Annotated in this window: 23 protein-coding genes and 1 pseudogene; 7 read left to right on the top strand and 17 right to left on the bottom strand. The window is 62.7% G+C overall.

Annotated features, from left to right (window positions below; all coding sequences use genetic code 11):
- Positions 1 to 120: 120 nt before the first annotated feature.
- Complete coding sequence (locus tag HU725_RS12695) at positions 121 to 1272, bottom strand: hypothetical protein (RefSeq protein ID WP_186477925.1); 1152 nt, start codon at positions 1270 to 1272, stop codon at positions 121 to 123.
- A gap of 205 nt (positions 1273 to 1477) precedes the next feature.
- Between HU725_RS12695 and HU725_RS12690 the strand changes: the two are divergent.
- From HU725_RS12690 to HU725_RS12680, 3 genes and pseudogenes are all read left to right on the top strand, one after another.
- Positions 1478 to 1959, top strand: a pseudogene (locus HU725_RS12690) (VOC family protein).
- A 35-nt stretch (positions 1960 to 1994) separates the two neighbouring features.
- Complete coding sequence (ggt, locus tag HU725_RS12685; RefSeq protein ID WP_186477924.1) at positions 1995 to 3797, top strand: gamma-glutamyltransferase; 1803 nt, start codon at positions 1995 to 1997, stop codon at positions 3795 to 3797.
- A 70-nt stretch (positions 3798 to 3867) separates the two neighbouring features.
- Positions 3868 to 4749, top strand: coding sequence for a LysR substrate-binding domain-containing protein (locus tag HU725_RS12680; RefSeq protein ID WP_060477140.1), 882 nt, complete (start codon positions 3868 to 3870; stop codon positions 4747 to 4749).
- Between the two features lie 83 nt (positions 4750 to 4832).
- On the opposite strand, the gene dctM is transcribed toward HU725_RS12680, so the two are convergent.
- The 8 genes from dctM to HU725_RS12640 all read right to left on the bottom strand — a co-directional run bounded on the left by dctM (position 4833) and on the right by HU725_RS12640 (position 13340).
- Positions 4833 to 6116, bottom strand: a complete 1284-nt coding sequence (dctM, locus tag HU725_RS12675; protein ID WP_060476995.1) for a C4-dicarboxylate TRAP transporter large permease protein DctM — start codon at positions 6114 to 6116, stop codon at positions 4833 to 4835.
- The gene (locus HU725_RS12670) at positions 6116 to 6748 is read right to left on the bottom strand and encodes a TRAP transporter small permease (protein ID WP_186477923.1); all 633 of its coding nucleotides are present in this window, start codon (positions 6746 to 6748) and stop codon (positions 6116 to 6118) included. The genes dctM and HU725_RS12670 overlap by 1 nt, the downstream gene beginning before the upstream one ends.
- 57 nt (positions 6749 to 6805) lie before the next feature.
- A complete protein-coding gene (locus HU725_RS12665) occupies positions 6806 to 7804 on the bottom strand; it encodes a TRAP transporter substrate-binding protein (protein ID WP_186477922.1) in 999 nt (332 codons plus the stop codon).
- Between the two features lie 118 nt (positions 7805 to 7922).
- The gene (locus tag HU725_RS12660; RefSeq protein ID WP_186477921.1) at positions 7923 to 8741 is read right to left on the bottom strand and encodes an HpcH/HpaI aldolase/citrate lyase family protein; all 819 of its coding nucleotides are present in this window, start codon (positions 8739 to 8741) and stop codon (positions 7923 to 7925) included.
- Positions 8738 to 9937: a CaiB/BaiF CoA transferase family protein gene (locus HU725_RS12655; RefSeq protein ID WP_186477920.1), complete on the bottom strand. Its 1200-nt coding sequence runs from the start codon at positions 9935 to 9937 to the stop codon at positions 8738 to 8740. The genes HU725_RS12660 and HU725_RS12655 overlap by 4 nt, the downstream gene beginning before the upstream one ends.
- Positions 9938 to 9955: 18 nt before the next feature.
- Positions 9956 to 11305 carry an MmgE/PrpD family protein gene (locus HU725_RS12650; RefSeq protein WP_186477919.1) on the bottom strand — a complete coding sequence of 450 codons (1350 nt, stop codon included), beginning with the start codon at positions 11303 to 11305 and terminating at the stop codon, positions 9956 to 9958.
- Positions 11306 to 11315: 10 nt separating this feature from the next.
- The gene (locus HU725_RS12645) at positions 11316 to 12479 is read right to left on the bottom strand and encodes an acyl-CoA dehydrogenase family protein (RefSeq protein WP_186477918.1); all 1164 of its coding nucleotides are present in this window, start codon (positions 12477 to 12479) and stop codon (positions 11316 to 11318) included.
- Positions 12480 to 12500: 21 nt separating this feature from the next.
- Positions 12501 to 13340, bottom strand: coding sequence for an HTD2 family dehydratase (locus HU725_RS12640; protein ID WP_186477917.1), 840 nt, complete (start codon positions 13338 to 13340; stop codon positions 12501 to 12503).
- 125 nt (positions 13341 to 13465) lie between these two features.
- On the opposite strand from HU725_RS12640, the gene HU725_RS12635 reads away from it, so the two are divergent.
- Positions 13466 to 14359: a LysR family transcriptional regulator gene (locus HU725_RS12635; RefSeq protein ID WP_186477916.1), complete on the top strand. Its 894-nt coding sequence runs from the start codon at positions 13466 to 13468 to the stop codon at positions 14357 to 14359.
- 22 nt (positions 14360 to 14381) lie between these two features.
- Here HU725_RS12635 and HU725_RS12630 read toward each other — a convergent pair whose 3' ends face one another.
- The 6 genes from HU725_RS12630 to HU725_RS12605 all read right to left on the bottom strand — a co-directional run bounded on the left by HU725_RS12630 (position 14382) and on the right by HU725_RS12605 (position 18575).
- On the bottom strand, positions 14382 to 15101 hold the full coding sequence (locus HU725_RS12630; protein WP_186477915.1) for a TorF family putative porin: 720 nt from the start codon (positions 15099 to 15101) through the stop codon (positions 14382 to 14384).
- A gap of 97 nt (positions 15102 to 15198) precedes the next feature.
- Positions 15199 to 15585, bottom strand: coding sequence for a VOC family protein (locus tag HU725_RS12625; RefSeq protein ID WP_186477914.1), 387 nt, complete (start codon positions 15583 to 15585; stop codon positions 15199 to 15201).
- Positions 15586 to 15682: 97 nt separating this feature from the next.
- Positions 15683 to 15928: a hypothetical protein gene (locus HU725_RS12620; protein ID WP_186477913.1), complete on the bottom strand. Its 246-nt coding sequence runs from the start codon at positions 15926 to 15928 to the stop codon at positions 15683 to 15685.
- Positions 15929 to 16056: 128 nt separating this feature from the next.
- On the bottom strand, positions 16057 to 16386 hold the full coding sequence (locus HU725_RS12615) for a DUF202 domain-containing protein (protein ID WP_060477007.1): 330 nt from the start codon (positions 16384 to 16386) through the stop codon (positions 16057 to 16059).
- Positions 16379 to 16765 carry a YidH family protein gene (locus tag HU725_RS12610; protein ID WP_202884451.1) on the bottom strand — a complete coding sequence of 129 codons (387 nt, stop codon included), beginning with the start codon at positions 16763 to 16765 and terminating at the stop codon, positions 16379 to 16381. Before HU725_RS12610 ends, HU725_RS12615 begins: the two co-directional genes overlap by 8 nt.
- Positions 16766 to 16862: 97 nt before the next feature.
- Positions 16863 to 18575, bottom strand: a complete 1713-nt coding sequence (locus tag HU725_RS12605) for an FAD-dependent oxidoreductase (RefSeq protein WP_186477911.1) — start codon at positions 18573 to 18575, stop codon at positions 16863 to 16865.
- A 183-nt stretch (positions 18576 to 18758) separates the two neighbouring features.
- Between HU725_RS12605 and HU725_RS12600 the strand changes: the two genes are divergently transcribed.
- The 3 genes from HU725_RS12600 to HU725_RS12590 all read left to right on the top strand — a co-directional run bounded on the left by HU725_RS12600 (position 18759) and on the right by HU725_RS12590 (position 21563).
- Positions 18759 to 19535, top strand: coding sequence for an IclR family transcriptional regulator (locus tag HU725_RS12600; protein WP_186477910.1), 777 nt, complete (start codon positions 18759 to 18761; stop codon positions 19533 to 19535).
- Positions 19536 to 19673: 138 nt separating this feature from the next.
- Entirely contained in the window at positions 19674 to 20726 is a 1053-nt protein-coding gene (locus HU725_RS12595) for a Gfo/Idh/MocA family protein (RefSeq protein WP_186477909.1), read from the top strand.
- A gap of 21 nt (positions 20727 to 20747) precedes the next feature.
- Positions 20748 to 21563, top strand: coding sequence for a sugar phosphate isomerase/epimerase family protein (locus HU725_RS12590; protein WP_186477908.1), 816 nt, complete (start codon positions 20748 to 20750; stop codon positions 21561 to 21563).
- Positions 21564 to 21684: 121 nt separating this feature from the next.
- Here the strand turns inward: HU725_RS12590 and HU725_RS12585 are convergent, their stop codons facing one another.
- Both HU725_RS12585 and HU725_RS12580 read right to left on the bottom strand, forming a co-directional pair.
- Positions 21685 to 23007 (bottom strand): MFS transporter, encoded by a 1323-nt coding sequence (locus HU725_RS12585; RefSeq protein ID WP_186477907.1) that lies wholly within the window; start codon positions 23005 to 23007, stop codon positions 21685 to 21687.
- Positions 23008 to 23174: 167 nt separating this feature from the next.
- Positions 23175 to 24848: an FAD-dependent oxidoreductase gene (locus HU725_RS12580; RefSeq protein ID WP_186477906.1), complete on the bottom strand. Its 1674-nt coding sequence runs from the start codon at positions 24846 to 24848 to the stop codon at positions 23175 to 23177.
- Between the last annotated feature and the right edge of the window lie 8 nt (positions 24849 to 24856).

The following is a 24856-nucleotide window of genomic DNA, read 5'->3' as shown; positions in this document are numbered from 1 at the left end:
CGTTATGTGCACGCGGTTCGAACCACACAGCGCGCAGTAACAGGTGTTGCTGCCGGCGGCGACTTCCCCAGGCAGCTGTGCGAGGTAATCGCTGAGCTTCTGGCCCAGGCCATGGTCTTCTTATTGCAGCAATACTTCGAACAGCGCCCAGCGCATGGCCGACAGCGGCGGATAGGCGTCGTGGCTTGAAACGTTGAATTGCCAGTGCTCGCTGATGGCCCGTTCGCTCATCGACAGCATTCTGCCGGGAATGGTGTTGGCGGCATGCTGCTTGCTGACCCGAGCCCTGGCCACGTAGGCCAGAGCCCCCCGAACAGCCGTGTTGGTCAGGGACCAGATATGCCGAACCGGGTGCATCTCAAGCAGCTGCTCGGCCACTTCAGCGGCTTTCTTCCTGGCCTCGAATGGCAAGCCGTGCTCTGCACTGCGTGTGGCGATATAGGCACAGACCTCTTCCTTATTCAGCCGCTCGATGGCTGCGGCGATCTCGCTGCGCCACCGCGCCTGCGGGCCATTGGCCAATGTCAGGCGCAGAGCGCGATACAGGCTGCCAATGCCGGCCCGGTGCTCGCCATCCAGACTGACGTTGGCGATCCAGCTCACTTTGTTTTGCCAGGCTTTAGGCGTGGGGTCGTTACTGAAGGCATCCAGCGGCGAGCTGGGGTCAACCAGCAGAATCTGGTCTTCGTGCAGCGCCAGCAACAGCGCTGAATCCATGCCTAGGGACGGGCTGACGCGCATGTCTGCCGTGCTTCGTTCTGCAGCATGAACACAACCCTTTTGCCCATCCATGCGCACTTGGAGCATGGCCAACAGCTGCAATTGACGGGTGACGGGCAGGGTATGCAGCGGCACGGGCTGGTGTTTGGCCAGTGACCAGTGCTCATCGATGCGCTTGCGTTGCTCGCTGGCCCGCACCTGCCTGGCACGCTCACGTACTGCCAGGCAAGGTGGGCAGGTGCAATCGCGTTGCCATTGGTTGCGCCCTGGAAAATAGTGACGGTGCGTGCATCGCGGGCAGTAAGCCTGATTGTCGTTCCAACTGTAGGCCGAGCGGCTTTTGCGCCGCTCGTACAGGCTCACAGCGCAGTAGGGGCACTGCAGCCCTTGGCAGGGTACCGGCGGGAACGCCTTGATCAGGCTGCTGGGGGCGATGTCGATGGCGTAGCGTTCCAGCAGCGTGGCGATTTTCTCACCACTGACGTAATCGCTGTACAAGGCTTCGATCTGCTCGGCACTCAGGTGCTGCAACTTGGTTTGGAAATCCGACAAAACCTGTTTCTCCTTGCGAAAAGTCGCTTCTGAGGTTTTGCCAGGCATCATGCTCTGCTGAGCATCAAGTAGGTTGTGGGAGGCTTCGCAGCTGCCAGTAGGATTATTCTGATTGATCGGCGCTGGCGCAGCGCGTCGGCCACCCACGCCGGCAAAAGCCAACGGGCTAGACTCAGGATTTTCCAGGGTGCAATGGAGCGCTGTCATGATTGCCAAGAACACGATCTGCCTGTGGTTCGACAAGCATGCCGAAGAAGCGGCAAACTTCTACGCCAGTACGTTTCCAGACAGCCAGGTTGTGGCCGTGCATCATGCGCCTGGCGACTTTCCAGCGGGCAAGGCCGGTGAGGTGATCACCGTCGAGTTCACCGTGATGGGTATACCTTGTGTAGGGCTCAACGGCGGCACGGCGTTCAGGCACAGCGAGGGTTTTCGTTTCAGGTCTGCACCGAGGATCAGGCCGAAACCGATCGGTTCTGGCAGGCCATCGTCAGTAACGGCGGCAGTGAGAGCGTGTGTGGCTGGTGCAAGGACAAGTGGGGTATCTCCTGGCAGATCACCCCGCGCATTCTGCTGCAAGCGATCACTAGCCCCGATAAGGCCGCAGCCAAGCGCGCGTTCGAGGCGATGATGAACATGGGCAAAATCGATGTGGCGACGATCGAAACTGCGCTCAAAGCGCATTGAACCCAGTTGGCTGACACATGAAAGGATGCGAGTCGATGTACCGTAGTGCCTTGTTAGTGCAGCGCCTGCTCACTGTCGTTTGCCTCGCAGCGTGCAGTGGCGGCGCCTGGGCCGACCAAGTGCTGGCCACCCCTCCGGAGCTTGAGTCCGGTTACCGCAGCGGCCTGCAGCCGGTGCGTGCCAGTCGGCACATGGTGGCGGCCGCCAACCCTTTGGCCAGCGAGGCCGGGCGAGCGATGCTGCGGGCCGGTGGCAGTGCCATCGATGCGGCCATTGCCATGCAAATGGTGCTGACCCTGGTCGAGCCACAGTCCAGTGGCATAGGCGGTGGCGGCTTCATCCTGTACTGGGATGGCCAGCGTGTGCAGGCTTACGATGGCCGCGAAACTGCACCGGCTGGGGTGACCGAACGCCTGTTCCTGCAAGCCGACGGCTCGCCCATGGCCTTTCGCGCAGCGCAAATTGGCGGGCGCTCGGTGGGTGTGCCGGGTGTACTGCGGGCTTTGAAACTGGCCCACGATCAGCATGGTAAGTTGCCGTGGAAGGACCTGTTCGCGCCGGCGATTGCACTGGCGCGCGAAGGCTTCACCGTTTCCCCGCGCCTGCACACGCTCATTGCCGGTGACCCGTCGATTGCCCGCTCGCCGGCCATGGCGGCTTACTTTCTGGACCGTGAAGGCAAGCCCTTGGCCGTTGGCACGCGGTTGCGCAACCCGGCCCTGGCACAAACTTTACAGCGCATTGCACAGCAGGGAGTCGAGGCCTTCTACAGCGGTGAGATTGCCCAAGCCATGGTGGCGCAGGTGCGTCAGCACGCCAATGCCGGGATGCTGTCACTCGAAGACCTGCAGGGTTATCAGGCCAAGGAGCGCGAGCCGCTGTGCAGCGCTTATAAGGCCTGGAACATTTGCGGCATGCCGCCGCCGTCATCGGGTGGGGTAACCGTGTTACAGACCTTGGGTATTTTGCAGGCGCTACAGCTGACTTCGGCGCAGCACGACCTGGCCAATTTGCCGCCGCACAAAGTTGACTCGGTGGCTGGCCTGGAGCCGGCGCCGCAAGCCGTGCACCTGATCGCCGAGGCCGAGCGCCTGGCCTATGCCGATCGAGCCCTGTACCTGGCCGACAGCGATTATGTGCCAGTGCCGGTTAGCGCGTTGCTAGCCCCGGCCTACCTCGCCGCGCGCAGCCAGCGGGTAGGCGTGTTCAGCATGAAGCACGCGCGCCCAGGTACCCCACCTGGCGTCCATCTGGCATTGGCCCCAGACCGCTCGCCACTGCGCATTTCTACCTCGCATCTGTCTGCGGTCGATGACAGTGGCCAGGCACTGGCCATGACCACATCGGTGGAATCGGCCTTCGGATCGCACCTGATGGTCGGCGGCTTCATGCTGAACAACCAGCTCACCGACTTTTCCTTCCTGCCGGCCGAGAACGGTAAACCCGTGGCCAACCGTGTACAGCCTGGAAAGCGCCCGCTGTCGGCGATGGCGCCAACGCTGGTCTTCGCCCGCGACTCCGGCGAGCTGCTGGCAAGCCTTGGTTCGCCAGGTGGTTCGCAGATCATCGGCTATGTGAACAAGGCGCTGATCGGCTTGCTGGACTGGCGGCTCGATCCTCAGCAAGCGGCCAATCTGCCCAATTTCGGCAGCCGCAACGCCGGCACCGAGGTGGAAGCAGGGCTGACCAGTGCGGCGTTGATCCGCCAGCTGGCTGCCTGGGGCCACGAGGTGATGCCATTGACCATGACCAGCGGCATGCAGATCATTCAGCGAACGACCAACGGCTGGGCGGGTGGGGCTGACCCGCGCCGCGAAGGGGTGGCGCTGGGGGATTAGACATCCGCGTTGCCGGGCTACTGGAGGCATGGTAGAACTCAGCCATGCCATTGATTTGTTGAATACCCCGATGTCCATCAGCGTCAAATCCAATAGCTCCCTGTTCGACCTCGACCTGCTGCGTGCCGTGGTAGTGGTGGCCGACTGCGGCAGCTTCACCACCGCCGCCGCGCGCCTGCATTCCACCCAATCGACGATCAGCCAGAAAGTTCGCCGCCTGGAAGATATGGTCGGCCACCGCCTGTTGGTACGCGGTAACCGCGACGTATTGCCCACCGATGCCGGCCAGACCCTGCTCGGTTATGCCCGACACATGCTGGCGTTGAACGATCAGATGCTGCAAGCCCTGGCCGGGGCGATGGTTGGGGTCACGGTACGTCTGGGGGTGCCTGAGGACTTCGTCGGTGGGCGCACCACCAATGCGCTGTCAGCCTTCAGCCGCCAGCACCCGCAGGTCAAACTCGAGGTCACCAGCGGGCTGTGCCGTGACCTTAGCCAGGCCTACGATAATGGTGAGCTGGACCTGGTTCTGCTCAAGCAACGGCGCAACAGCCGCGAGGGTGTGGCCTGCTGGCCGGAGCGCTTGCAATGGATCGACAGTGCGCGCGTCCCCGCATTCGAGCTGGACCCCGTCCCGTTGGTGACCTTCCCACCGCGTGGCCTGTACCGCGAGGACATGATCAATGCCATCGAAGGCATGGGCCGGCGCTGGCGGATCAGCTTCACCAGTTCAAGTCTCAGTGGTATCCAGGCGGCGGTGGCCGACGGCATGGGCATTAGCCTGTTGCCGCCGCGCGCAGCAACAGGCGAGCACCGGGTACTGGGCCCTGAACAAGGGCTGCCAGAGGTCGACAGCTATGAAATCGTCATCGTGCACAAGCCCACCGCAGACAGGATGGTCAAGGACCTGGCGGGGGTGATGAGCCAATTGCTGGCCGCAGGAGGGATCTGACGTAGCCCCTAGGGGCGTATCGAGCAGGCAAACGCACTTGCAACAGTCGATACACCCCGTGACTCAACCTTTGAAACCGAGGTTCATGGCATACCCAGCCATTCCGGCAGGGCCAGCGAGATGAACGGCACATAGGTCACCAGCACCAGGAACAACAGCAGGATCATCAGCCAAGGCAGGGCCGCGCGTATCGTCTGCCCTAACGTCAGCCCGGTCACCGCCGAGGTGACGAACAGGTTCAGCCCTACCGGTGGGTGAACCAGGCCAATTTCCATGTTCACCACCATCACGATGCCCAGGTGAATCGGATCGATGCCCAGCTTCATGGCTATCGGGAAGAAGATCGGCGCCAGGATCAGGATGATCGCCGACGGCTCCATGAAACTGCCGGCCACCAGCAGCACGATGTTGACCATGATCAGGAAGCCGATGGGCGTCAGCCCTTCGGACATCACCCACTGAGTGATCTGCTGGGGGATCTGTTCGGTGGTCAGCACATGGGCGAACAGCATGGCGTTGGCGATGATGAACAGCAGCATGATGGTCAGTCGGCCCGACTCCAGCAGGACTTTCGGGCAGTCCTTGATGCGCATGTCCTTGTACACGAACAGTGCGATGAACGCCGAATACACCGCCGCCACTGCTGCCGCTTCGGTGGGGGTGAACATACCGCTGTAGATACCGCCGAGGATGATTACCAGCAACAACAGGCCCCAGAACGCGCGGCGAGCGCAGGTCAGCCACTGGGCAAAGCTGGCACGCGGTTGTGCTGGGAGCTTCTTGATGCGCGCAACGATATAGATGGTCACCATCAGCGCCAGCCCCAGCAGAATGCCCGGTATCACACCTGCCATGAACAGCTTGCCCACCGACGTCTCGGTGGCGGCCGAGTACACCACCATGACGATCGAAGGTGGAATCAGGATGCCAAGGGTACCTGCGTTACAGATGATGCCTGCGCCAAACTCACGCGGATAACCCGAACGCACCATGCCGGCAACGGCGATCGAGCCCACGGCCGCTACCGTGGCAGGTGACGAACCTGACAACGCGGCGAACAGCATGCAGGCCAGCACCGCTGCAATGGCCAGGCCACCACGAATGTGCCCGACGCAGGCGTTGGCAAAATCAATCAGCCGTTGCGCCACGCCACCGGTGGTCATGAACGCGCCTGACAACAGGAAGAACGGAATGGCCAGGAAGGTGTAGCTGTCGGAGGTCTCGAACAACTTGATCGCCAGCGAGCTCAGCGAGTCTTGGCTGAACATCAGGATAGAGAGCGCACCCGAGAGGCCCAGTGAAATGGCGATCGGCACCCCCAGGAACATGAACAGGAACAGCAACAGGAACAGGCAGATTACCGTCATCAGTGGTGCTCCTCACCCGGATTGGCCAGTTTGCTCGCTTCGGCGGCCTCGTCAGCCAGGCCCAGGCCAGACTGGCGGTGGGTGAATAGGCGGTAGAGAATCTCCAGGTAGCGGATGATCACCAGGATGAAGCCAAACGGCACGATCAGCGCGATGTGGCCGATCTTGATGCCATAGCGATCCAGGTCCTCGGCGCCGATCCCCGCCACCAGTACCGCGCTCACCCAGCGGATGCTCGCCACCAGGAAAAGCCCGGCGTAGGCCAGGCAGCAGGCACAGGCGATCATTGCCAGCACCCGTTGCACTGGTTTGGGCGTGCGCCGCACCAGCACATCCACGCCCAAGTGCCCTGCGGTACGTACGCCGTAGGCGATGCCGAAGAATATCAACCAGCCGAACAGCGCTTTGGTCAGGGCGATGCTCCAGGTCATCTCCTGGGCGTAGCCCATCAGGTGGTCACCGATGCCCAGCAGTAAATCGCTGGCGAAGGCCCAGTGGTCACTGAGCGTGTAGAACATTGTGTAAAGGTTGTTGAGCGCCACGTAAGTGAATGTCACCAAGGTCATGGCGGCCAGGAGAAAGGCGATCATGCCTTCCTCGAAGTGCTCCCAGACTCGCCTGAGCGATTGCATAGGATTCTCCAGACAGAAAAGACAGGCCACCCGTATGCGGGTGGCCAGGGCAGCACGTCAGGACGCTTTGTTGGAGGCCTCAGCGGCCTTGATCAGGTCGGCACCGATCTGGTCGGAGAACATTTTCCAGACCGGGCGCATCGCTTCACGCCATTGTTCCCGTTGCTCGGGCGTCAGCACGTCGATTTCGCTGGTCTTGGCGTCGACGATCTTCTGACGGGCCTGTTGGTTGAGGGCTTCGGCCTGTTTGTTCACCTCGACGGTGACTTTGTCCATGATCGCCTGCAGTTCACTGCGCACATCCTCCGGCAGGCCGCTCCAGAACTTGGCGTTGGTGATCACCATGTAGTCGATCAGGCCGTGGTCGGTTTCGGTGAAAAACTTCTGCACCTCATTGACCTTCTGGCTTTCATAGTTGGACCAGGTGTTTTCGGTGCCATTGACCGTGCCGGTCTGCAGGCCCTGGTAGACCTCGGCGAAGCTCATCTTGCGAGGGTTGGCGCGAATGGCCTTGAATTGCTCTTCCAGCACACTGGAAGCCTGGACGCGGAATTTGAGCCCGCGAGCGTCCTTGGGTAGCAACACTTTCTTGTTGGCCGACAGTTGCTTGAGCCCGTTGTGCCAATAGGCAAGGCCGTGAATACCTTTGTCTTCCATCGAAGTCAGCAGTGCCTTGCCCTGTGGGCCTTGCTGAAAGCGATCGACAGCGGCCAGATCGTCGAACAGGAACGGCAGGTCGAAGATCTGTACCTGCTTGTTGTAGTGCTCGAACTTGGCCAACGATGGCGCCAGCATCTGTACGTCGCCCAGCAACAGCGCTTCCATCTCCTTGCCATCACCGAACAGCGATGAGTTGGGGTAGACCTCGACTTTGACCTTATCCTTGAGCTGAGGATCGGCAGCGACCAGTTTCTGGAACATCAATGCCCCTTGGCCTTTTGGCGTACTGTCAGCCACGACGTGGGCGAACTTGATGACGATGGGGTCAGCGGCCTGGGCCAGGCTCGCCAGGGACACTGCAGCGGCGCACAGCAGCGCCTGGGTCAGTTTCAACATCGATGTCACCTCTGATTTATTGTTGTAGGAGGGTTGAACATAAAGATGGAGCATGAGCCAGCGTTTGGAGAATCAGCTTTTGTGTAAGGCTGCATTCAGGTTAGCTGAACGCACTCGCTTAGCCCGTCGTTAAGTCCAGCAAGCGCTGCGCACGCAACAACACAGGGGCGTCGACCATCTGCCCGTCCAGCTGAAACGCCCCGGCGCCATTGGCCGCAGCACTGGCTGCCACCACCCGCCGTGCCCATGCCAGTTGTTCGGCGCTGGGCGCGAGCGCGGCGTGAATCACTGGGATCTGCCTGGGGTGGATGCATAGCGCGCCTGCGTAGCCCAGGTCATGGGCGCGACGCATCGCTCGGTGCAGCCCTTGGTCATCGGCTATGCCCGGGAATACACCGTCGAGCGGCGGCTGCAAGCCAGCCGCCCGCGAGTGCAGTTGCACGGCCATGCGTGCCTGGTCCAGAAAAGACTGGGCAGCGTCGCTGTCGGTGTTCAGGCCTAAATCCAGTGCCAGGTCGAGGCTGCCGAACGACAGCCGCTCGACACCTTCGGCGCTTGCGATCTGCGCCAAGGCCAGCCACCCCTTGGCAGTTTCGATGATCGGCCAGACAGGCTTGCCACTGTGCCAGGCGACCGCGACCTGCGTGGCATTTTCAACCTTAGGCAGCAGCACGCCGACGACCCCCGGCTGTTGCGCACAGAATGCAAGGTCGGGCGCATGCTCCTGGTGTTGCGGGGCATTAACCCTGACCCACACCGACGCGCTCGGGTTAGCGTGGAGGAATGCCGCCAGGTGCTGACGCGCTTGTTGCTTGAGCGGCTCCTCAACGGCGTCCTCAAAGTCGACGATCACCGCATCGGCGCCGGCAGCCAGGGCCTTGGCGAAGCGCTCGGGGCGGCTGCCGGGTACGAACAAGGCAGAGCGTACCGTTTTCATACGACGCCTCCTGCTGCCAGGCTGGCCTGCTGATCTGCCGTGAAGCCCAGTTCCTCGAGGATGCCCTGGGTGTGTTGGCCCAGGGCCGGCACCGCGTCCATGCGCGGGGCGAATGCGGCATTGCGCCCTGGAGGCAGCAGCGCTGGTAATTCGCCAGCTGGGCTGTCCACTGCACGCCAGCTATCACGGGCCTTAAGCTGCGGATGCTGCCATACACCATGCATGTCGTTGACCCGGGCGTTGGCGATCTGCGCCTCCTCCAGCCGCGCGACCACTTCGTCCAAGGACAAACTGGCGAAGCCATCGACGATGATCTGGCGTAGCACCTCGCGGTTTTCTGAGCGTCGAAAGTTGGCGCTGAAGCGATCATCGTTGGCCAGCGCTGGGTCCAGCAGGACCTTCTCGCAAAACAGCGCCCACTCCCGCTCGTTCTGCAGGCCGAGCATGATCGTGCCGCCACCCCCCGTGGGGAATGGCCCGTACGGGTAGATGGTGGAGTGCGCCGCCCCGGCACGCGCAGGCGGCGGCGCGCCGTTGTAGGCGTAGTACATCGGGTAGCCCATCCATTCCACCAGGCTTTCCAGCATCGACACGTCGATGTTGCTGCCAAGGCCGGTCTTATCGCGCAGCAGCAGGGCGGAAAGCACGCCGGTATAGGCATACATACCGGCAGCGATATCGGCGATCGAACAGCCGGCTTTGGCCATTTCTTCATCGCCGGGGCCGCCGGTCACCGACACGAAGCCACCCTCGCTCTGGATCAGCAGGTCGTAGGCTTTCTTCTTTTCATAGGGGCCGCCTGCGCCATACCCGGAGATATCGCACACAATCAACCGCGGATAGCGCTGGTGCAGGCTCTGGAACGAGAGGCCCATGCGTGCGGCGGCGCCGGGTGCGAGGTTTTGCACCAGTACGTCGGCTTTGGCCAGCAGTGCGTCAAGAATGCCGCTGGCGGCAGGTTGCTTGAGGTCCAGGGTGAGGCTTTCCTTGGAGCGATTGGTCCACACGAAGTGCGAGGCCAGCCCATCGACGCGCTGGTCGTAACCGCGGGCGAAATCACCACTGCCGGGGCGTTCGATCTTGATCACACGGGCACCCAAGTCGGCCAGTTGGCGGGTGCAGAAGGGCGCTGCGATGGCATGTTCCAGGCTGATGACGGTGATGCCGTCTAGCGGGCGGGGAGCGGTTTGAGTCATGGGGTCACCTGTTCATCATCAGTACAGCGCGGCCAGCGAGGGCGCATCGCGCAGTTGCCAGACCTGCTCGATCAGGGCCTGGCCCTGGGCCGGGCTACGGGCGCCGGAATAGGCCAGCAGCCGCTGGAACTTGGCTTCCAGCTCCGGTCGCGAAAGGGTGTTGCCGGGGTCGCCCTTGGGCTGGTCGATGGCCGCGCTCAGGCGCCGGCCATCGTTGCAGGTGACCTCCACGCGCCCCAGCCAGCGCGCCGGGTAGGCGGCATCCACTTCAGCGTCCAGTTGCATTTCGACCTTGTCGCGCAGGCTGGCGACGTGCGGGTCGGTCAGTGCCAGGTCGCGGAACTCCAGAAGCTGGGCACTGCCATGCACGGCGATCAGGCCAAGCACCGTGCCCATGGAAAACTTGGCCTGGTGCACGGTGCTCGGCACGCTGACTCGGCCCAGCACATCAAGGGCGCCTTGGTGCACGCGGGTGACCACCTTGGCGATGTGCTCGTGGCTCAGGCCTTCGCGCTGCATCAAGTGCAGCAGCGCGTCAGCGGCGGGATGGGTGTGGCGGCAGGAGGCATGGAACTTGAAGGAGGTTTCCGCCAGTGCCCAGCGTGTGCCCAGCCGGTCGCTGAGGCGAGCCGGGTCAGCGTCGCTGGACATGCCGGCAGCAAGGCCCTGGTCACCTTCGAGAATATTGCGTGCGCCGCTCAGCCCATCGGCAGTCAGGTAAGCGGCCAGCAGGCCATCGGCGGCGGCCTTGGCGGTGTGCAACTGCTTGGAGTCGGCCGCATCGCGCAGAAACTCCCAAAGCCCCGCAGCCTGGGTGCCGGCAGTGCCCAGCAGGTTGATGAACTGCTCTTTGTCAAAGCCCAACAGTTTGCCGACGCCCACCGCTGCTGCCAGCGTGCCGACGGTGGCGGTGGTGTGGAAAACCCGGTAATGCGAGCGGCCGAGGAATTCACCGATACGAATACCCGCTTCGTAACCGGCCACGGCCGCCAGCAACAAGGCCTTGCCTGACTTGCCCAGGTCTTGGGCTGCCGCCAGAACGGCCGAGAACACCACGGTTGCCGGGTGCAGCACCGAGCTGTTATGCAGGTCGTCCTGTTCCACCAAGTGCGAGGCGGCGCCGTTGACCAGCGCGGCAAAGTAGGCTGAAGAGCTGCGCCCACTGGTCAGCACCCGAGCCCGGCCTTCGGCGGGGCCCATGCGCTGGGCATAGCGCTCGAACAGCGGGATCGGGTGCGCGCCCTGGCTGGCCAGGGCCGAGCCGAGCCAATCGAGGAACAGGTCTTCGGTACGGTCCAATACCGGGCTGGGGATCTGGGCGTAATGCAGGTCGGCAAGGAAGCCCGCCAAAGCATGTGTATGCTGCATGAACAGGCCCTCAGAAACTACGCGGCAGCTCGAGCAGATGCTCGGCCACGTACGACAGGATCAGGTTGGTAGAGATCGGCGCCACTTGGTACAGGCGGGTTTCGCGGAACTTGCGCTCCACATCGTATTCGCAGGCAAAGCCGAAGCCGCCGTGGGTCTGCAGGCAGGCATTGGCCGCCTCCCAGGAAGCTTTGGCGGCCAGGTACTTGGCCATGTTCGCACTGGCCCCGGCGTTCTGCCCGCTGTCGTATTCGTCGCAGGCGCGCCAGCGCATCAGGTCCGCTGCCTCAAGCTCGATGTGGGCTTCGGCGATGGGGAACTGCACGCCTTGGTTCTGCCCGATCGGGCGGCCGAACACTACCCGGTCGCGGGCATAGGCGCTGGCTTTTTCGATGAACCAGCGGCCATCGCCGATGCACTCGGCAGCGATCAGGGTGCGCTCTGCGTTGAGGCCATCGAGGATGTAGCGAAAGCCTTTGCCTTCTTCGCCGATCAGGCTGCTGACAGGCAGCTCCAGGTTGTCGAAGAACAGCTCGTTGGTTTCATGGTTGACCATGTTGGCGATCGGCTGCACTGTCAGGCCGTTTCCGATGGCCTGGCGCAAGTCGACCAGGAAAATCGACATGCCTTCGGATTTTTTCTTCACCTCAGGCAGGGGCGTGGTGCGCGCCAGTAGAATCATCAGATCTGAGTGTTGAACACGCGAAATCCAGACCTTCTGGCCATTGATCAGGTACTTGTCACCTTGGCGCACGGCCGTGGTCTTGATCTTGGTGGTGTCGGTCCCGGTGGTCGGTTCCGTCACGCCCATCGACTGCAGCCGCAGCTCACCGCTGGCGAGCTTGGGCAGGTAGTGGCGCTTTTGTTCCTCGCTGCCATGGCGCAGCAGGGTGAACATGTTGTACATCTGCCCGTGCACCGTACCGGAGTTGCCGCCGCAGGCGTTGACCTCCTCAAGAATAACCGAGGCCTCTGCCAACCCCAGCCCCGAGCCGCCATACGCCTCGGGGATCATCGCCGACAGCCAGCCAGCGTCGGTCATGGCTTTGACGAACGCTTGCGGGAAGGCTTTTTGTTCATCGATCTTGCGCCAGTAGCTGGCGTCGAACTCGGCGCACAAGGCGCGCACGCCCTCGCGGATGGCGTTCAGGTCATCGCTGTCGTACGTATGCATGCGGGGATTCCCAGTCAGGTATCAGTCAAAAACCACGTCTGCGCTTTGCGCCACGCCGTCGGCATTGCCAGCCCACAGCCGGGCCTGGCCGGGTGCACTGATGCGGCCGGCCACCTCGAACGCCCCCGGCACGGTCAGCGGGCGCACGCCGCGGTAGGCGAAGTGACGCACCTGCTTGCCTGGGTTGGCGCGCATGAACGCTTGCAGGTTCAACGTGGCAATCATCGGGCCGTGCACCACTAAGCCTGCGTAGCCTTCGGTGCTGGTGACGTAGGGGTAGTCGTAGTGGATGCGGTGGCCGTTGAAGGTGACGGCGGAATACCGGAACAACAGGGTGGGTGTGGGCGTCACCGTTTCGCTCCAATCGGCCGGGGCTTCTGCCGGGGCGCTGTGCAGCTTCGGTGGGTTGGGTTCGCGGTACACGATGTCCTGTTCTTCACGCACGCACAGCTGCCCGTTCTGCAGGTACTCATGACGCACTGTGACAAACAGCAGGGCGCCCGTGCGGCCATGCTTTTGCTCGATGTGCAGCAGGGTCGAGCGGCGCTGGGCCTGCGCGCCAACGATCAAGGGTGCGATGAAGTCGACCCGCCCGCCAGCCCACATGCGGTTACGGTTGTCGGCCGGGGGCAGGAAACCGCCGCGAGCCGGGTGGCCGTCACCGCCTAGCTGTGACTCGGCCACTGGTTCCTGGAAGAAGCACCACATCCATAAAGCTGGAAGGGGTTGCCCTGCGGCGGGTGGGGTTTGCCCAAAGGTGGCGGCAATGCGCTTGATCAGGTTCAGGCTCAATTCATCGACGGCATCCTCGGTACGCCCCGTCCAGGCGCTGTAGTCGAGGGGCGAGTGGCAAGCAGTCATAACCGTGGGCCTCTGCATTTGTTGTTATGGGCCGATGATGGAAGGTGCTTGGCATTCTGTGAATTTGCATTTGTATAAGGCCGCGTTCATGTATGCTGAACGCCACGCCATCCATGGGAGGGTCTATGCACTTTGATCTGGCAGACCTGCGGCTTTTCATCCATATCGGCGAGTCACCAAGCCTCACCCAGGGCGCGCGTCGGGCGTTTCTCTCGCCAGCGGCCGCCAGTGCCCGGATCAAAGCCTTGGAAGCTCAGCTCGATAGCCGCTTGCTATACCGTGACAGCCGTGGCGTGGAATTGACCCCTGCAGGGCAGAAGTTGTTGATGCATGCCCGTTTGATCATGCGTCAGGTCGACTACCTCAAAGCTGAGTTCGCTCAGTTCGGCACCGACCAGGTGGGGCATATTCGGATCTTCGCCAACACCACCGCCGTGACCGAATTTTTGCCAGAAGTGCTTGCCGGCTTCATGGCCAAACGCCCCGGGGTCACCGTCGACCTGCAGGAGCGCCTGTCGCGGGACATCGTGCGGGGCGTGCTCGATGGCAGCAGCGATATGGGCATCATCGCCGGGCCCGTGGAAGCCAGCGGCTTGCAGGTGCTGCATTTCAGTACCGACAGGCTGGTGCTGATCGTACCGACGGCCCACGAGCTGGCCGGGCGCAAGACCGTGACGTTCAAGCAGACCCTGGCTTTCCAGCACATCGGCCTGCACGACGGCAGCACCTTGCTGAGTTTTCTACGTGACCATGTGGAACGTATGGGCCTGAACCTCTCGCTACGGATTCAGCTGTCGAGCTTCGAGGCCATCTGCCGGCTGGTGGAAGCCGGGGTGGGCATCGGTATCATCCCCGAATCTGCCGCCATCCGGCATAGCCAGACCATGGAGCTGGTCACCATCGACCTGGACGAGCCGTGGGCCGTGCGCGAGCGCAGCATCCTGGTGCGTGAGCTGCAGGCTTTGCCGGGTACGGTACGGGCGTTGATCGCGACACTGATGCCAGCCAGCGCGGGCTGATGCCGGCGCTGGGGCTTGTAACTCAGAAAAAGCTGCGTTGGGCTTTGAGGGTCACCATGCTTTCGCAGGCGCTGTTGATACCGGCATAGGCATCGCAGCCGCTGCCGCTGAGGTTGGAGTTGCTGTAGATCAGGTTGAGATCGATACCAAGCCAGGGTCGCGATAGCTCAAGCGACCAGTCGGAAAAGCCGTTGATCTGGCTACCGTCACCGAGTGTGAAGGGTGTTCCCAGGCGATGGTGGGCGAGCTTGACGGTCAGGTCCACGTCGAACAAGGGCCACTGGCCGAAGTCGGCGAATAGCGTGCCGGTGCGGTTGTCCGGGTTATCACGCCAAGCACCCCCGAAGCGGCTGCCCAATATCGACAGCCCGCCGTAGAGGGCAAAGCTTTCGGCACCGGCGATGTTCGGCTGACTGTAGTGAACCAGGCCCACCTCGTAACCCAGGGTATTGTCGAAGTGGTGCTTGTAGCCGGTGTAGCTGTCCAGACGCAGGGTGGAGTCCGGCGCAACGCCCATGCTGGGTGCGTACTGGCCAATGTACCAGCCGCTGGAGTGGCTAAGGTCCAGCCCGCCGTGAAAAGCGCCCACCGCAGTCGGCGAGATCAACCCCTGGGCCATGCTGCGCGACGGGGTGGTACCAAGCTTGAAGTCGAAATCGCCCAATTGGCGCTGGATCAGTTGCGCGTGCAATGCCGGGCTCGTAAGGAGCGCCGCAGTCAGCAACAGAAGGGGCCTGGTCATGGTCACCGTCCTGGAAGGCTTGCTCTTGAGCGGGTAAGGATACCTGTAGGCGGCCCACCTCGGCCAGCCGCACTTGACTGGAGGCTGCCAAGCTGTGCTAGCCAACAGGCAAGGGTTCGGCGATCTCGATCAGGTTCAGGTCGGGATCGCGTACATACACCGAGCGGATCGGGCCGGTCGCACCGGTGCGCTGCACGGGGCCTTCAACGATCGGCCAAGGCGCTGCATGCAGGCGGGCAATCACCTCATCCAGAGCAATGCTGGCGATAAAGCAAAGGTCCAGCGCGCCCGGCACGGGTAGATGCGCCTTGGGCTCGGACTCATGGCCGCGCACATGCACGTTGATCTTCTGGTTGCCGAAGCGGAACGCCAACCGCCCAGCACCGAATGTTTCGCGCTGCATGCCCAGCACACGTGTGTAGAAGTCGCTGCACGCATCGACGTCGATGGTCGTCAGTACCAGGTGGTCCAGGTGGTCGATCATTGGGCATCCTCCGGTCATGTTGCGCTTGGGCCAGGCAGACGGTGTTTCATAGCCTAACCGATGTTATTACCGCAACCTGCGGGCGGCGTTCGCTGGGTCAACCTTGGGCACCACCTTGATCTTCGCTGCGCTCGGTAATCACTTGCTCGTTGGCAGATCGCTCAATCACACGTTTGCGCAGTTCATATTCCTCCAGCGACAGGCCGTGGCGCTGGATCGCTTCCAGTTGCAGTTGCCGGGACTCTTGGGGGGTGTATGGGCGCAGTTCAGGGTGGCTGGCGCAGCCGCTGAGCACAGCGATAGCGGCGATTGCAGTGAGCAGCAGGCGGGCCGAGGTGTTCATTGGGCAAGCTCCGGGATTCGGTCGGTATGAATCGATGGAGCTAGGTTATTGAATGCCGGTTTGGGATAGAAATTGGTGCTGTCGATAGTGACTATCGAGCCAGGCAGGCCGCCCGCTAGGCCTCTGGGCTACCAGACCAGAATCGCGAACAACTCCACGGCGCACAGCACCGTCACGCAGACGGCCAACAAGAGGTTCACCGTCACCCCGGATGCGATGATTTCGGCCTGCAGGCCGATCAGGTTGCGCTGATAGCTGCGCCGTAACCGCAACCAGGCGGCGCCAGCGGCCAGCAGGCAGACTATCGCTGGGCCTACGGCCAGCCAGCCATGCTGCGGGACCCAGCGTAAAAAGAAGCAGCTGCACACCACCATGGCCAGAATGGTCCGACGCCATGCCAGCAGTGTGCGCTCCGGCTGCAAGCCGTCATCGGCCTGCAGGCGCGTCGGGTCAGGCATGGAAGAACACCGCGTAGGCAAAAAACGCCATCACCAGCGATACGCCGATCGACAGCGCTGGTGCAATCAGAGGGAAGGGCAGCGGCCGTTTATGGCGCATGGCTCGCTCTACGTTGAGCCAGCGTCCGAACGCCGGCAGGCTCAAGAGCAAGGCCAGGCTGATCAAGGCCACCGCCAGCAGGCGCCGGGTGCCGGAGCTGAAGATCTCGGCAGTGAACATGTCCACGGCTATACCGCTGGCCAGCAGCGCCAGGGAGGTTCTGATCCAGGCCAGGAAGGTGCGCTCGTTGGCCAGGGTGAAACGTGGATCAGGTTCCTGGCCATTCGCCAGGAGCTTGCTGGCCAGCCAGCCGCGGGAAGGTTCTGGGGGCTTGTTCAAAGGCAATCGTCCTCCTTGGATAAGGTCGGTATGCAGTCGGCCCGCCCAGTTTGATTGGCAAACCTAGCCCCTGTCCATGATTTGCCAACCGCTGGCGCTATTCATAGGCGGTGACGCCGCTGATATGCCTTGCCGCGACGTAGCCGAAGGTCAGCGCCGGCCCAAGGTTGATGCCGCCAGACGGGTACCAGCCGCCGAAGATGCTGGCCATGTCGGTGCCGGCCGCGTACAACCCATTGATCGGCTGGCCGGCCTCGTTCAGCACCCGCGCGTGGCCATCAGTGCGCAGCCCGGCGAACGTGCCGAAGCAGCCGGGTTGCACCTTCACAGCGTAGAACGGCCCATGCTCGATGGGCGCCACGCATGGGTTGGGCCCTGGGTGCATGGGGTCGCCCTGCTTGCGGTTGAACGGGGTCGAGCCACGGCCGAAGGCTGGGTCCTGGCCCTGGCGTGCGTGTAGGTTGAAGTCTGCCACGGTGGCGCTCAGCCCAGCAGGGTCGATACCGCATGCCTTGGCCAAGTCAGCCAGCGTCTGGCCGCGTTTGAGGTAACCACTACGCAGATGCGCGCCCAGGGGTAATGGTGCAGGGCGCACATAGCCCAGGCCGAAGCGCCGCACGAAGCGGTGGTCGCAGATCAGCCAGGAGCACACCGGCTCGCCCGCTGGCACGGCTTCGATCATCGCTGATACGTAGTCGTAGTAGCCGTGCGCTTCATTGACGAAGCGCTTGCCGTTGGCCAATACGCCGATGATTCCGGGCTTGCCCCGTTCGATGATGTGCGGAAAATGGCCTGTGCTGCCGTCGCGGTGGGGGACTTCCGAAACCGGTGCCCAGGCAACCGGTGACTTCAGGTCGGTGGCTACCACACCGCCGGCCGCTTCACCCAGGCGTAAACCGTCGCCTGAGCAGGACGGTGGCGGCAGGGCTAGGTTGTCGTAGCCGCTGTCGTCACGCGGGAACAGTTGCCGACGGCGTTCAGCGTCGTTGGGGAAGCCTCCGGCAGCCAATATCACGGCTCTGGCGCGTATTGTTCGCTCGCCCTGTGCGGTGTCCAGTACTGCGCCTTGCACCTTACCGTCCTTGAGCAGCAGGCTTTTGGCCGCGGTCGACTCGATCATTCGCACACCCAGGTCTTCGGCGGATTTGGCCAGCCGTGCCACCAGCGCAACGCCGTTGACCAAATGCATGGCGCGACCATAGCGGGCCAGATGATACAGGTGACGAGCGAAGCGTTTGCCCACATGCAACAAGGCACGCGGTGAGCGCGTCATGTTGAGGAACGCTGCCAGGTCAGCGCCGGCCATGATTGGCATGCCCATGAACGAGGTTTCCCGCAGGGTCTTGCGCAGGCGCGGGAGCAGCGCGCCAAGCTGGCGGGCATCGTAAGGGGCGGCTATCACCTGATGGCCCCCGAGTGCAGCGCCAGGGGTGTCACCGTGCATGTCGGGGATGCCGTTGCCGTCTGCAAATTGCAACGTGGTGTGCCGTTCGAAGAACGCGACCATGTGTGGGCAAGCTTCCAGAAACGCATCCACGCGCTCAGCGTCATAGCGTGTGCCCAGTTCGTTGCGCAGGTAGGTACGCGGCTGCTCGATGTCTTCGCAGATGCCTGCGCGCTGGGCCAGCGGGTTGCGGGGCACCCATGCCCAGCCCCCAGACCAGGCGGTGGCACCACCGAAGACGGGGTCTTTTTCCACCAGCACGACCTTCTGCCCATGCCAGGCAGCCGTAACGGCCGCAGCCAGGCCGGCTGCGCCAGAGCCGACCACCAGTACGTCGCAGTCGCTTGGGAAGGATTGGGCAGGCATCGGGGGTTCTCCGGGTTATTATTGGAATCGGGTTCCATAATATTCGAAGGTATAGGCGATTCGGCAACCTGGAATCACAAGTTGTGGTCGATTAGCGGACACTCTCAGGTTTGCGCCGCTGAATTCGTATCGTCCAGATGGAATGATCTTCTAGAATCCGCAAAAAATTGCAGGGATACAGGTATGGCAGGTAGTCAGATCGAACGCGCTTTCAGTATTGTCGAGAGCTTGACCGGCGAGCCCCATGGCTTGGGGCTGCAAGCCTTGGCCGAACGTCTGGACATTCCCAAGAGCGCAGCCCACCGCATGCTCAGTGAACTGGTGCGCCTTGGCTACGTGCGTCAGAACCGCGACAACAGCCGCTATCAGTTATCGGCCAAACTGGTGGCGTTGGGCTTCCGTTACCTATCCAGTAGCGGCGCCGACATCATTCAGCCCATTCTTGATCGCTTGGCCCAGGAAAGTGGTGAACTGGTGCGCCTGGGGGTGGTTGAGGGCAACCGCCAGACCTGGATCGCCAAGTCGCAAGGTGCCCGTTCCGGCCTGCGTTACGACCCCGACATGGGCCGCGATGCGCCATTGTTCTATACCGCTTCCGGGCACGCGTGGCTTGCCAGCCTCGGCGACGAGCAAGCCGTGCAGATGGTGTTGCGCCAGGGCATCGCCGACCCTGCCCAGTTCGGCCCCAATGCGCCGCGGTCCATGGACGAGCTATTGGCTTACCTGCACCAAGCCCGCCAACGGGGCTATGCCTGGGTCGAGCAAACCTCTGCGATAGGCACCTCGGCGCTGGCCGCGGTGGTGCGCCGCCCACAGGGTGGTGAAGTGATTGGCGTGCTCAGTGTTGCCGGCCCCAGCGCCCGCCTGGCGCAAGCTCGGCTGGCGGACCTTGCGCCGTTGCTGTTGAGCGCGGCACAAGAGCTGTCCGCCGCCAGCCCAGCCAGTGAGATCTTCGCCTAAGGTCAATTTGTGGTCGATAACCGCACAGTCCTACGTTCTCACCGTTCTGAATAACTGAACTTGGTTCTACATTGTGCATATGCGATTCCGGAACCCAGTTTCATAATCGCATCACAACAATGACAAGAGGACAGTGCGTTGAATTCACCCTTACGAGTTGCCTTGATCGGCGCTGGAATCATGGGCCGCCAGCACTACCAACACCTGAGCCAGTTGCCCCAGGCCCGGCTATGCGCCGTGGCAGATCCAGGCCCGCAAGCCGAGGCTTTCGCTGCCCAATGTGGGGCTGCCTATTATGCCGACCACCGGAAGATGCTCGAGCACGCCAGGCCAGACGCTGTGATCGTCGCCAACCCTAACAACCTGCATGTGGCTTGCGCCCTGGATTGTGTGGAGGCCGGCATACCGGTGCTGGTGGAAAAGCCCGTGGGCGTGCACCTGGATGAAGTGCGTAGTTTGGTAGAGGCCTCGCGTAAGCGGAACGTGCCAGTGCTGGTCGGTCATCATCGGCGGCACAACCCGCTGATCACCAAAGCCCGCGAGGTGATCGAGCAAGGCAAGCTGGGCCGCTTGGTCAACGTCACTGCCCTCTGGCAGTTGCAAAAACCCGACAGCTACTTCGAAACGCCCTGGCGCCGCGAGCCCGGCGCGGGCTTTCTGCTGACCAACTTGATCCATGACCTGGACCTGCTGCGCTTTCTGTGTGGGGAAGTCGTCCAGGTGCAGGCGTTCACCCGTAACGACGTGCGCGGCTTCGCCAATGAAGACAGCGCCGCGGTGCTGCTGCAGTTCGCCAACGGCGCGCTGGGCAGCCTGACGGGGTCCGACGCGGTGGCCGCGCCGTGGAGCTGGGAGCTGGACTCAGGTGAAAGCCCGGTTTATCCGCGTCAGGAGGGCCAGCCTTGCTACTTGCTCGCTGGCACCGAAGGGGCAATGAGCATTCCGCAGCTCAAACGCTGGCATTACGCCGAGGCAGGCTCGGGCTGGCATACGCCTTTGCTGCAAAGCCGCGAAAGCATACCTGCAGGCCAAGCCCTGACCTTGCAATTGCAGCACTTCATCCGCGTAGCCCAAGGCCGTGAGGCGCCGTTGATCGATGCCGCCGATGGCGGTCGCACGCTGGCGCTGGTCGATGCCATCCGCGAGGCTGCCGAAACCGGCCGGGCCTGTGCCCCTGCGTTGATCGCCTGATTATTTTCCCAAGGTACTGACATGACCGATCGAATTTTCTCTCTCGCGGCGTTGACCGTGCTCGAGCTGTCCCCACCAGACATGGTGGAGGTAGCAGCCCGTGCCGGTTACACCCATGTGGGCTTGCGCCTGGTCCCGGCCACCGAGCAGGAGCAGCACTTCCCGCTGGTGGCAGACCCACAGCTGCGCCGCCAAACGAAGGCACGCCTTCGCGACACTGGCATCAAGGTGCTCGACCTGGAAATCCTCAGGCTCAAGCCCGATACCTGCGTAGCTGATTTCGAACCGATATTAGCGGTTGGCGCGGAGCTTGGCGGCTCAGAGCTGCTGGTGGCTGGCAACGACTCCGATAGCGCTCGCCTGACTGAGCACTTTGCGCAACTGTGCGACCTGGCTGCCGGTTATGGCATCTATCCGCATCTGGAATTCATGCCTTGGACCGACGTGCGCGACCTGCGCCAGGCCATGGAAGTGGTGGCCAACGCCGATCGGGCCAATGGCTGTGTGCTGGTCGATGCGTTTCACTTCAACCGTTCGCGGTGTTCGCTGGAGGATCTTGCACAGCTGCCGCCATCGCGCATGCGCTACGCCCAGTTGTGCGACGTGGCAGGCCCTGTGCCTGCCGAGATGGAGGAGATCCTGCGCCAGGCGCGCAATGAGCGGCGTTTCCCAGGTGATGGCGATGCTGACCTGGTGGGGCTGCTGCGCGCCTTGCCGGCGACGGTGCCCTTGAGCCTGGAAATCCCAACCCGCCAATTGATGGAGCAGGGCATCAGTGCTGAGCAGCGGGCGCGTATGGCACTGGATAAGGCCCGAGCGGTGCTCGCAAGGCGCTAGCGTTCATCGCCAGTATTCCAACGTTTCATGCTCATGCATTGGGGCCGCAACGCGGCCCCAATTGGCGTTACGGACTGACATCACTCGGACAGGCCCAGCAACTGCCAGGACTTTGGGTAAGTCAGGCCTGGAGTTTGCGCGGCGCCATGAAGTACATCCATATCAGCGCCAGGAAGTACATGGCCGGAATCAAGGTGAACAGCACGGCATAGTTGTTATGGGTGGCCATCAACACGCTGCCGACGATCTGCGTCATGAACATGCCGCCAACCGCTGCACACATGCTGGCAAAACCGAATACCGTGCTGATCAGGTGCTTGGGCGTGTAGTCCATCACCAGGCTCCAGATGTTCGCAGTCCAGGCCTGATGCGCACCCACCGCCAAGGCGATGGCCAGCACTGCCACCCACAGCCCGCTGGCATGGGTAGCGAAGGTCACGCTGACCATGGTGCAGGCGAAGATCAGCATCGACACCAGCCGCGCGGTGGTTGCGCGTACGCCTCGGCCGATCAGCCACGATGAGAGGATGCCGCCACCGATGCTGCCGAAGTCCGCGGTTAGCCAGATCAGCATCAGTGGCAGCCCCATCTGGGTCACACTGATGCCCAAGTTGTACTGCTGGTTGAGGAAAGGCGGCAGCCAGTACAGGTAGAACCAGAACACCGGCGCAGTGATCGCGTAGGCTACGGCAAAGGCCCAGGTGCCGCGCATGCCGAGGATACGGCTAAAAGGCAGGCGCGCCACCTCCGGTTCTGCGTCCTGTTCGATGTAGTCCAGTTCACCCTGGCTGACCTTTGGGTGTTCTTGCGGGTTGAAGTACTTGAGGCTCCAGAACACCAGCCAGACCAGGCCCAGGCAACCCATGGCGATGAACGCAGCCTGCCAGCCCCAGACGGTGAGAATCAGCGGCAGCAGGGCCGGGGTGACCATGGCACCGACGTTGGTGCCAGCGTTGAACAGGCCAGTGGCGATGGCGCGTTCACCGGCAGGGAACCACAGGCGTACGGTCTTGACGCAGGCTGGATAGTTGGCCGCTTCGGTCAGGCCCAGGATGAAACGGCAGACCATGAAACCAGCCGCAGACGTGGCAAGGCCATGGGCGCCGGTGGCCAGGCTCCAGAGCAGCACGGCGGCGAAGAAGGCGCGTTTGACCCCAACCTTGTCGATCAGCCGGCCCTGGAGCACGAAGCCAACGGCATAGCCGACCTGGAACCAGAAGTTGATGTTGGCGTAGTCCATCGCCGTCCAGTTCATGGCCTTGGCCAGTTCCGGCTGCATGATGCCCAAGGCGGCGCGGTCGATGTAGTTCAGGGTAGTGGCGAAAAACACCAGGGCGAGCATGCCCCATCGCGTCTTGCCTACGGCAAAGGCGCCGCGGATCTTGTCGCCGATGCCAGCAGCAGGCAGCTGCAGGCTCGCGCTGGAGAGCTTGGAGTGGTTCATATTCTCGGTCGTTTCTTGAAATTGTATAGAACGGCGGTTTGCAGAACCTGACCTGGCCCCAGGCAGGGGGCTACACGCAAGGCCGGTGCATGGTGGGCAGTGCAAGGGCGAGCGTCAATTCGCAGTGGCCGGCTTTTGTTCGATAACCGAACGATTGTGCGCCCAGCTCATGGCTCGCAGAGCGCTTTGCCAGCCAGGTAGCCGAAGGTCATGCCCGGGCCCAGGGTGATACCGCCACTAGGATAATGCCCAGCCATGATGCTGTGCATGTCGTTGCCGACCGCGAACAGGCCAGGAATCGGCTGCTGCGCTTCATCCAGCACGCGTGCCAAGGCATCGGTTTGCAGACCGGCGAATGTGCCAAGGCTGCCTGGCAGCAGTTTCACCGCATGAAACGGCCCGCGGCCCAGTGGCCGCAAGGCAGGGTTGGGCCTATGCAACGGCTCGCCCTGGGCCCTGTTGTAAGCCGAGCTGCCGCGCTGGAAGACCGGGTCCTGGCCATGTGCGGCATGGCGGTTGAACTCGGCGACGGTGAGCTGCAGTTGCGCAGCATCGATGCCACAACGTTGCGCCAGCTCAGCCAAGGTCTCGGCGCTGAGCAGATAACCACAGCGCTGGTAAGCGCCGAGCGGGAACGGGAACGGCTTGGCCCAGCCGATGCCGTAACGCCGTTGTGCGCGATGGTCGCAGATCAGCCATGCCTCAGGGGCTTGGCCAGGCGGGGAGGCGGCGAACAGGGCGTTCATGAAATCGTGGTAGCAATCGGCTTCGTTGACGAAACGCCGGCCATCCCGGCGCACGGCGATGAAGCCTGGCTTGGCTCGATCGATCAGGTGCGGAAAGTTGCCAACACTGCCGTCGCGGCGTGGGACGCGTGATATGGGCGCCCAGGCGCCGGCTTGTGGCAACTGCGGGCCAAGCTGGCCGCCCACCTGTTCACCCAGGCGCAGGCCATCCCCACAATTGTGGGGTGGGGCGGCTGAGTAATGTGCTAGGCCATCAGGTGCGTGAGGCATCAGCTGGGCGATGCGCTGGCGGTCATGGGCAAAGCCGCCACAGGCCAGGACCACGCCACGACGCGCCCGGATGACCTGGCCATCGGCGAACTGTGCGCCCTTGATACGTTCAGCGCCGAGCAAGCGTGTAGCTGCTTTGTCAGTGAGTAGCGTGACCTCACGGTCCAGCGCGCTGCGCAACAACCGCGCAACGAGCGCGTTGCCGTTGACCAGATGCAGGCCCCGGCGGTGCAGCAACAGATCGCGCCCGTGACGCAGCAGGCGTTTGCCGACGTGCCAGGCGGCTTTGGGGGAGTGACGGGCATTGAAGAAGGCAGCCAGGTCAGCGCCACCTGCGATGCCCATACCCGCCAGGCTGACGATATCCAAAGGTGGGCGCAGCTTGTGTAGCCATTGGCCCAGCAAACGGCCGTCGTAGGGCTGGGCGCACAATAAGCGCCCGCCAGCCGAACTGCCATCGCCTTCACGCATATCGGGCATCGTGCTGCCGCACTGAAACTGCACGGCGGTGTGTTGCTGGAAGAACGCTACCATCTGCGGGCCATGCTGCAGAAACGCGCGCTGGCGAGCATCCAGTTCAGCGCTGTGGGTCTGTGCCCGCAGGTAACGCTCCGGCGCATCGTGCGCTTCGATGATGCCCTCAGCGACGGCCAGCGGATTACGCGCAATCCATAGCCAGCCCCCCGACCAGGCGCTGGTGCCGCCGAGCTGGCTGGCCTTTTCCGCAACGATCACGCTCAGCCCGTGGTGCGCGGCCGTTACGGCGGCGGCCAGGCCCGAGGCGCCGGAGCCGATGACAAGTACGTCACAGTCGAGGGGTTGCATGGGTTGAT

Source organism: Pseudomonas promysalinigenes (assembly GCF_014269025.2).
GTDB lineage: Bacteria > Pseudomonadota > Gammaproteobacteria > Pseudomonadales > Pseudomonadaceae > Aquipseudomonas > Aquipseudomonas promysalinigenes.
This window is presented reverse-complemented; position numbering and strand designations above follow the sequence as displayed.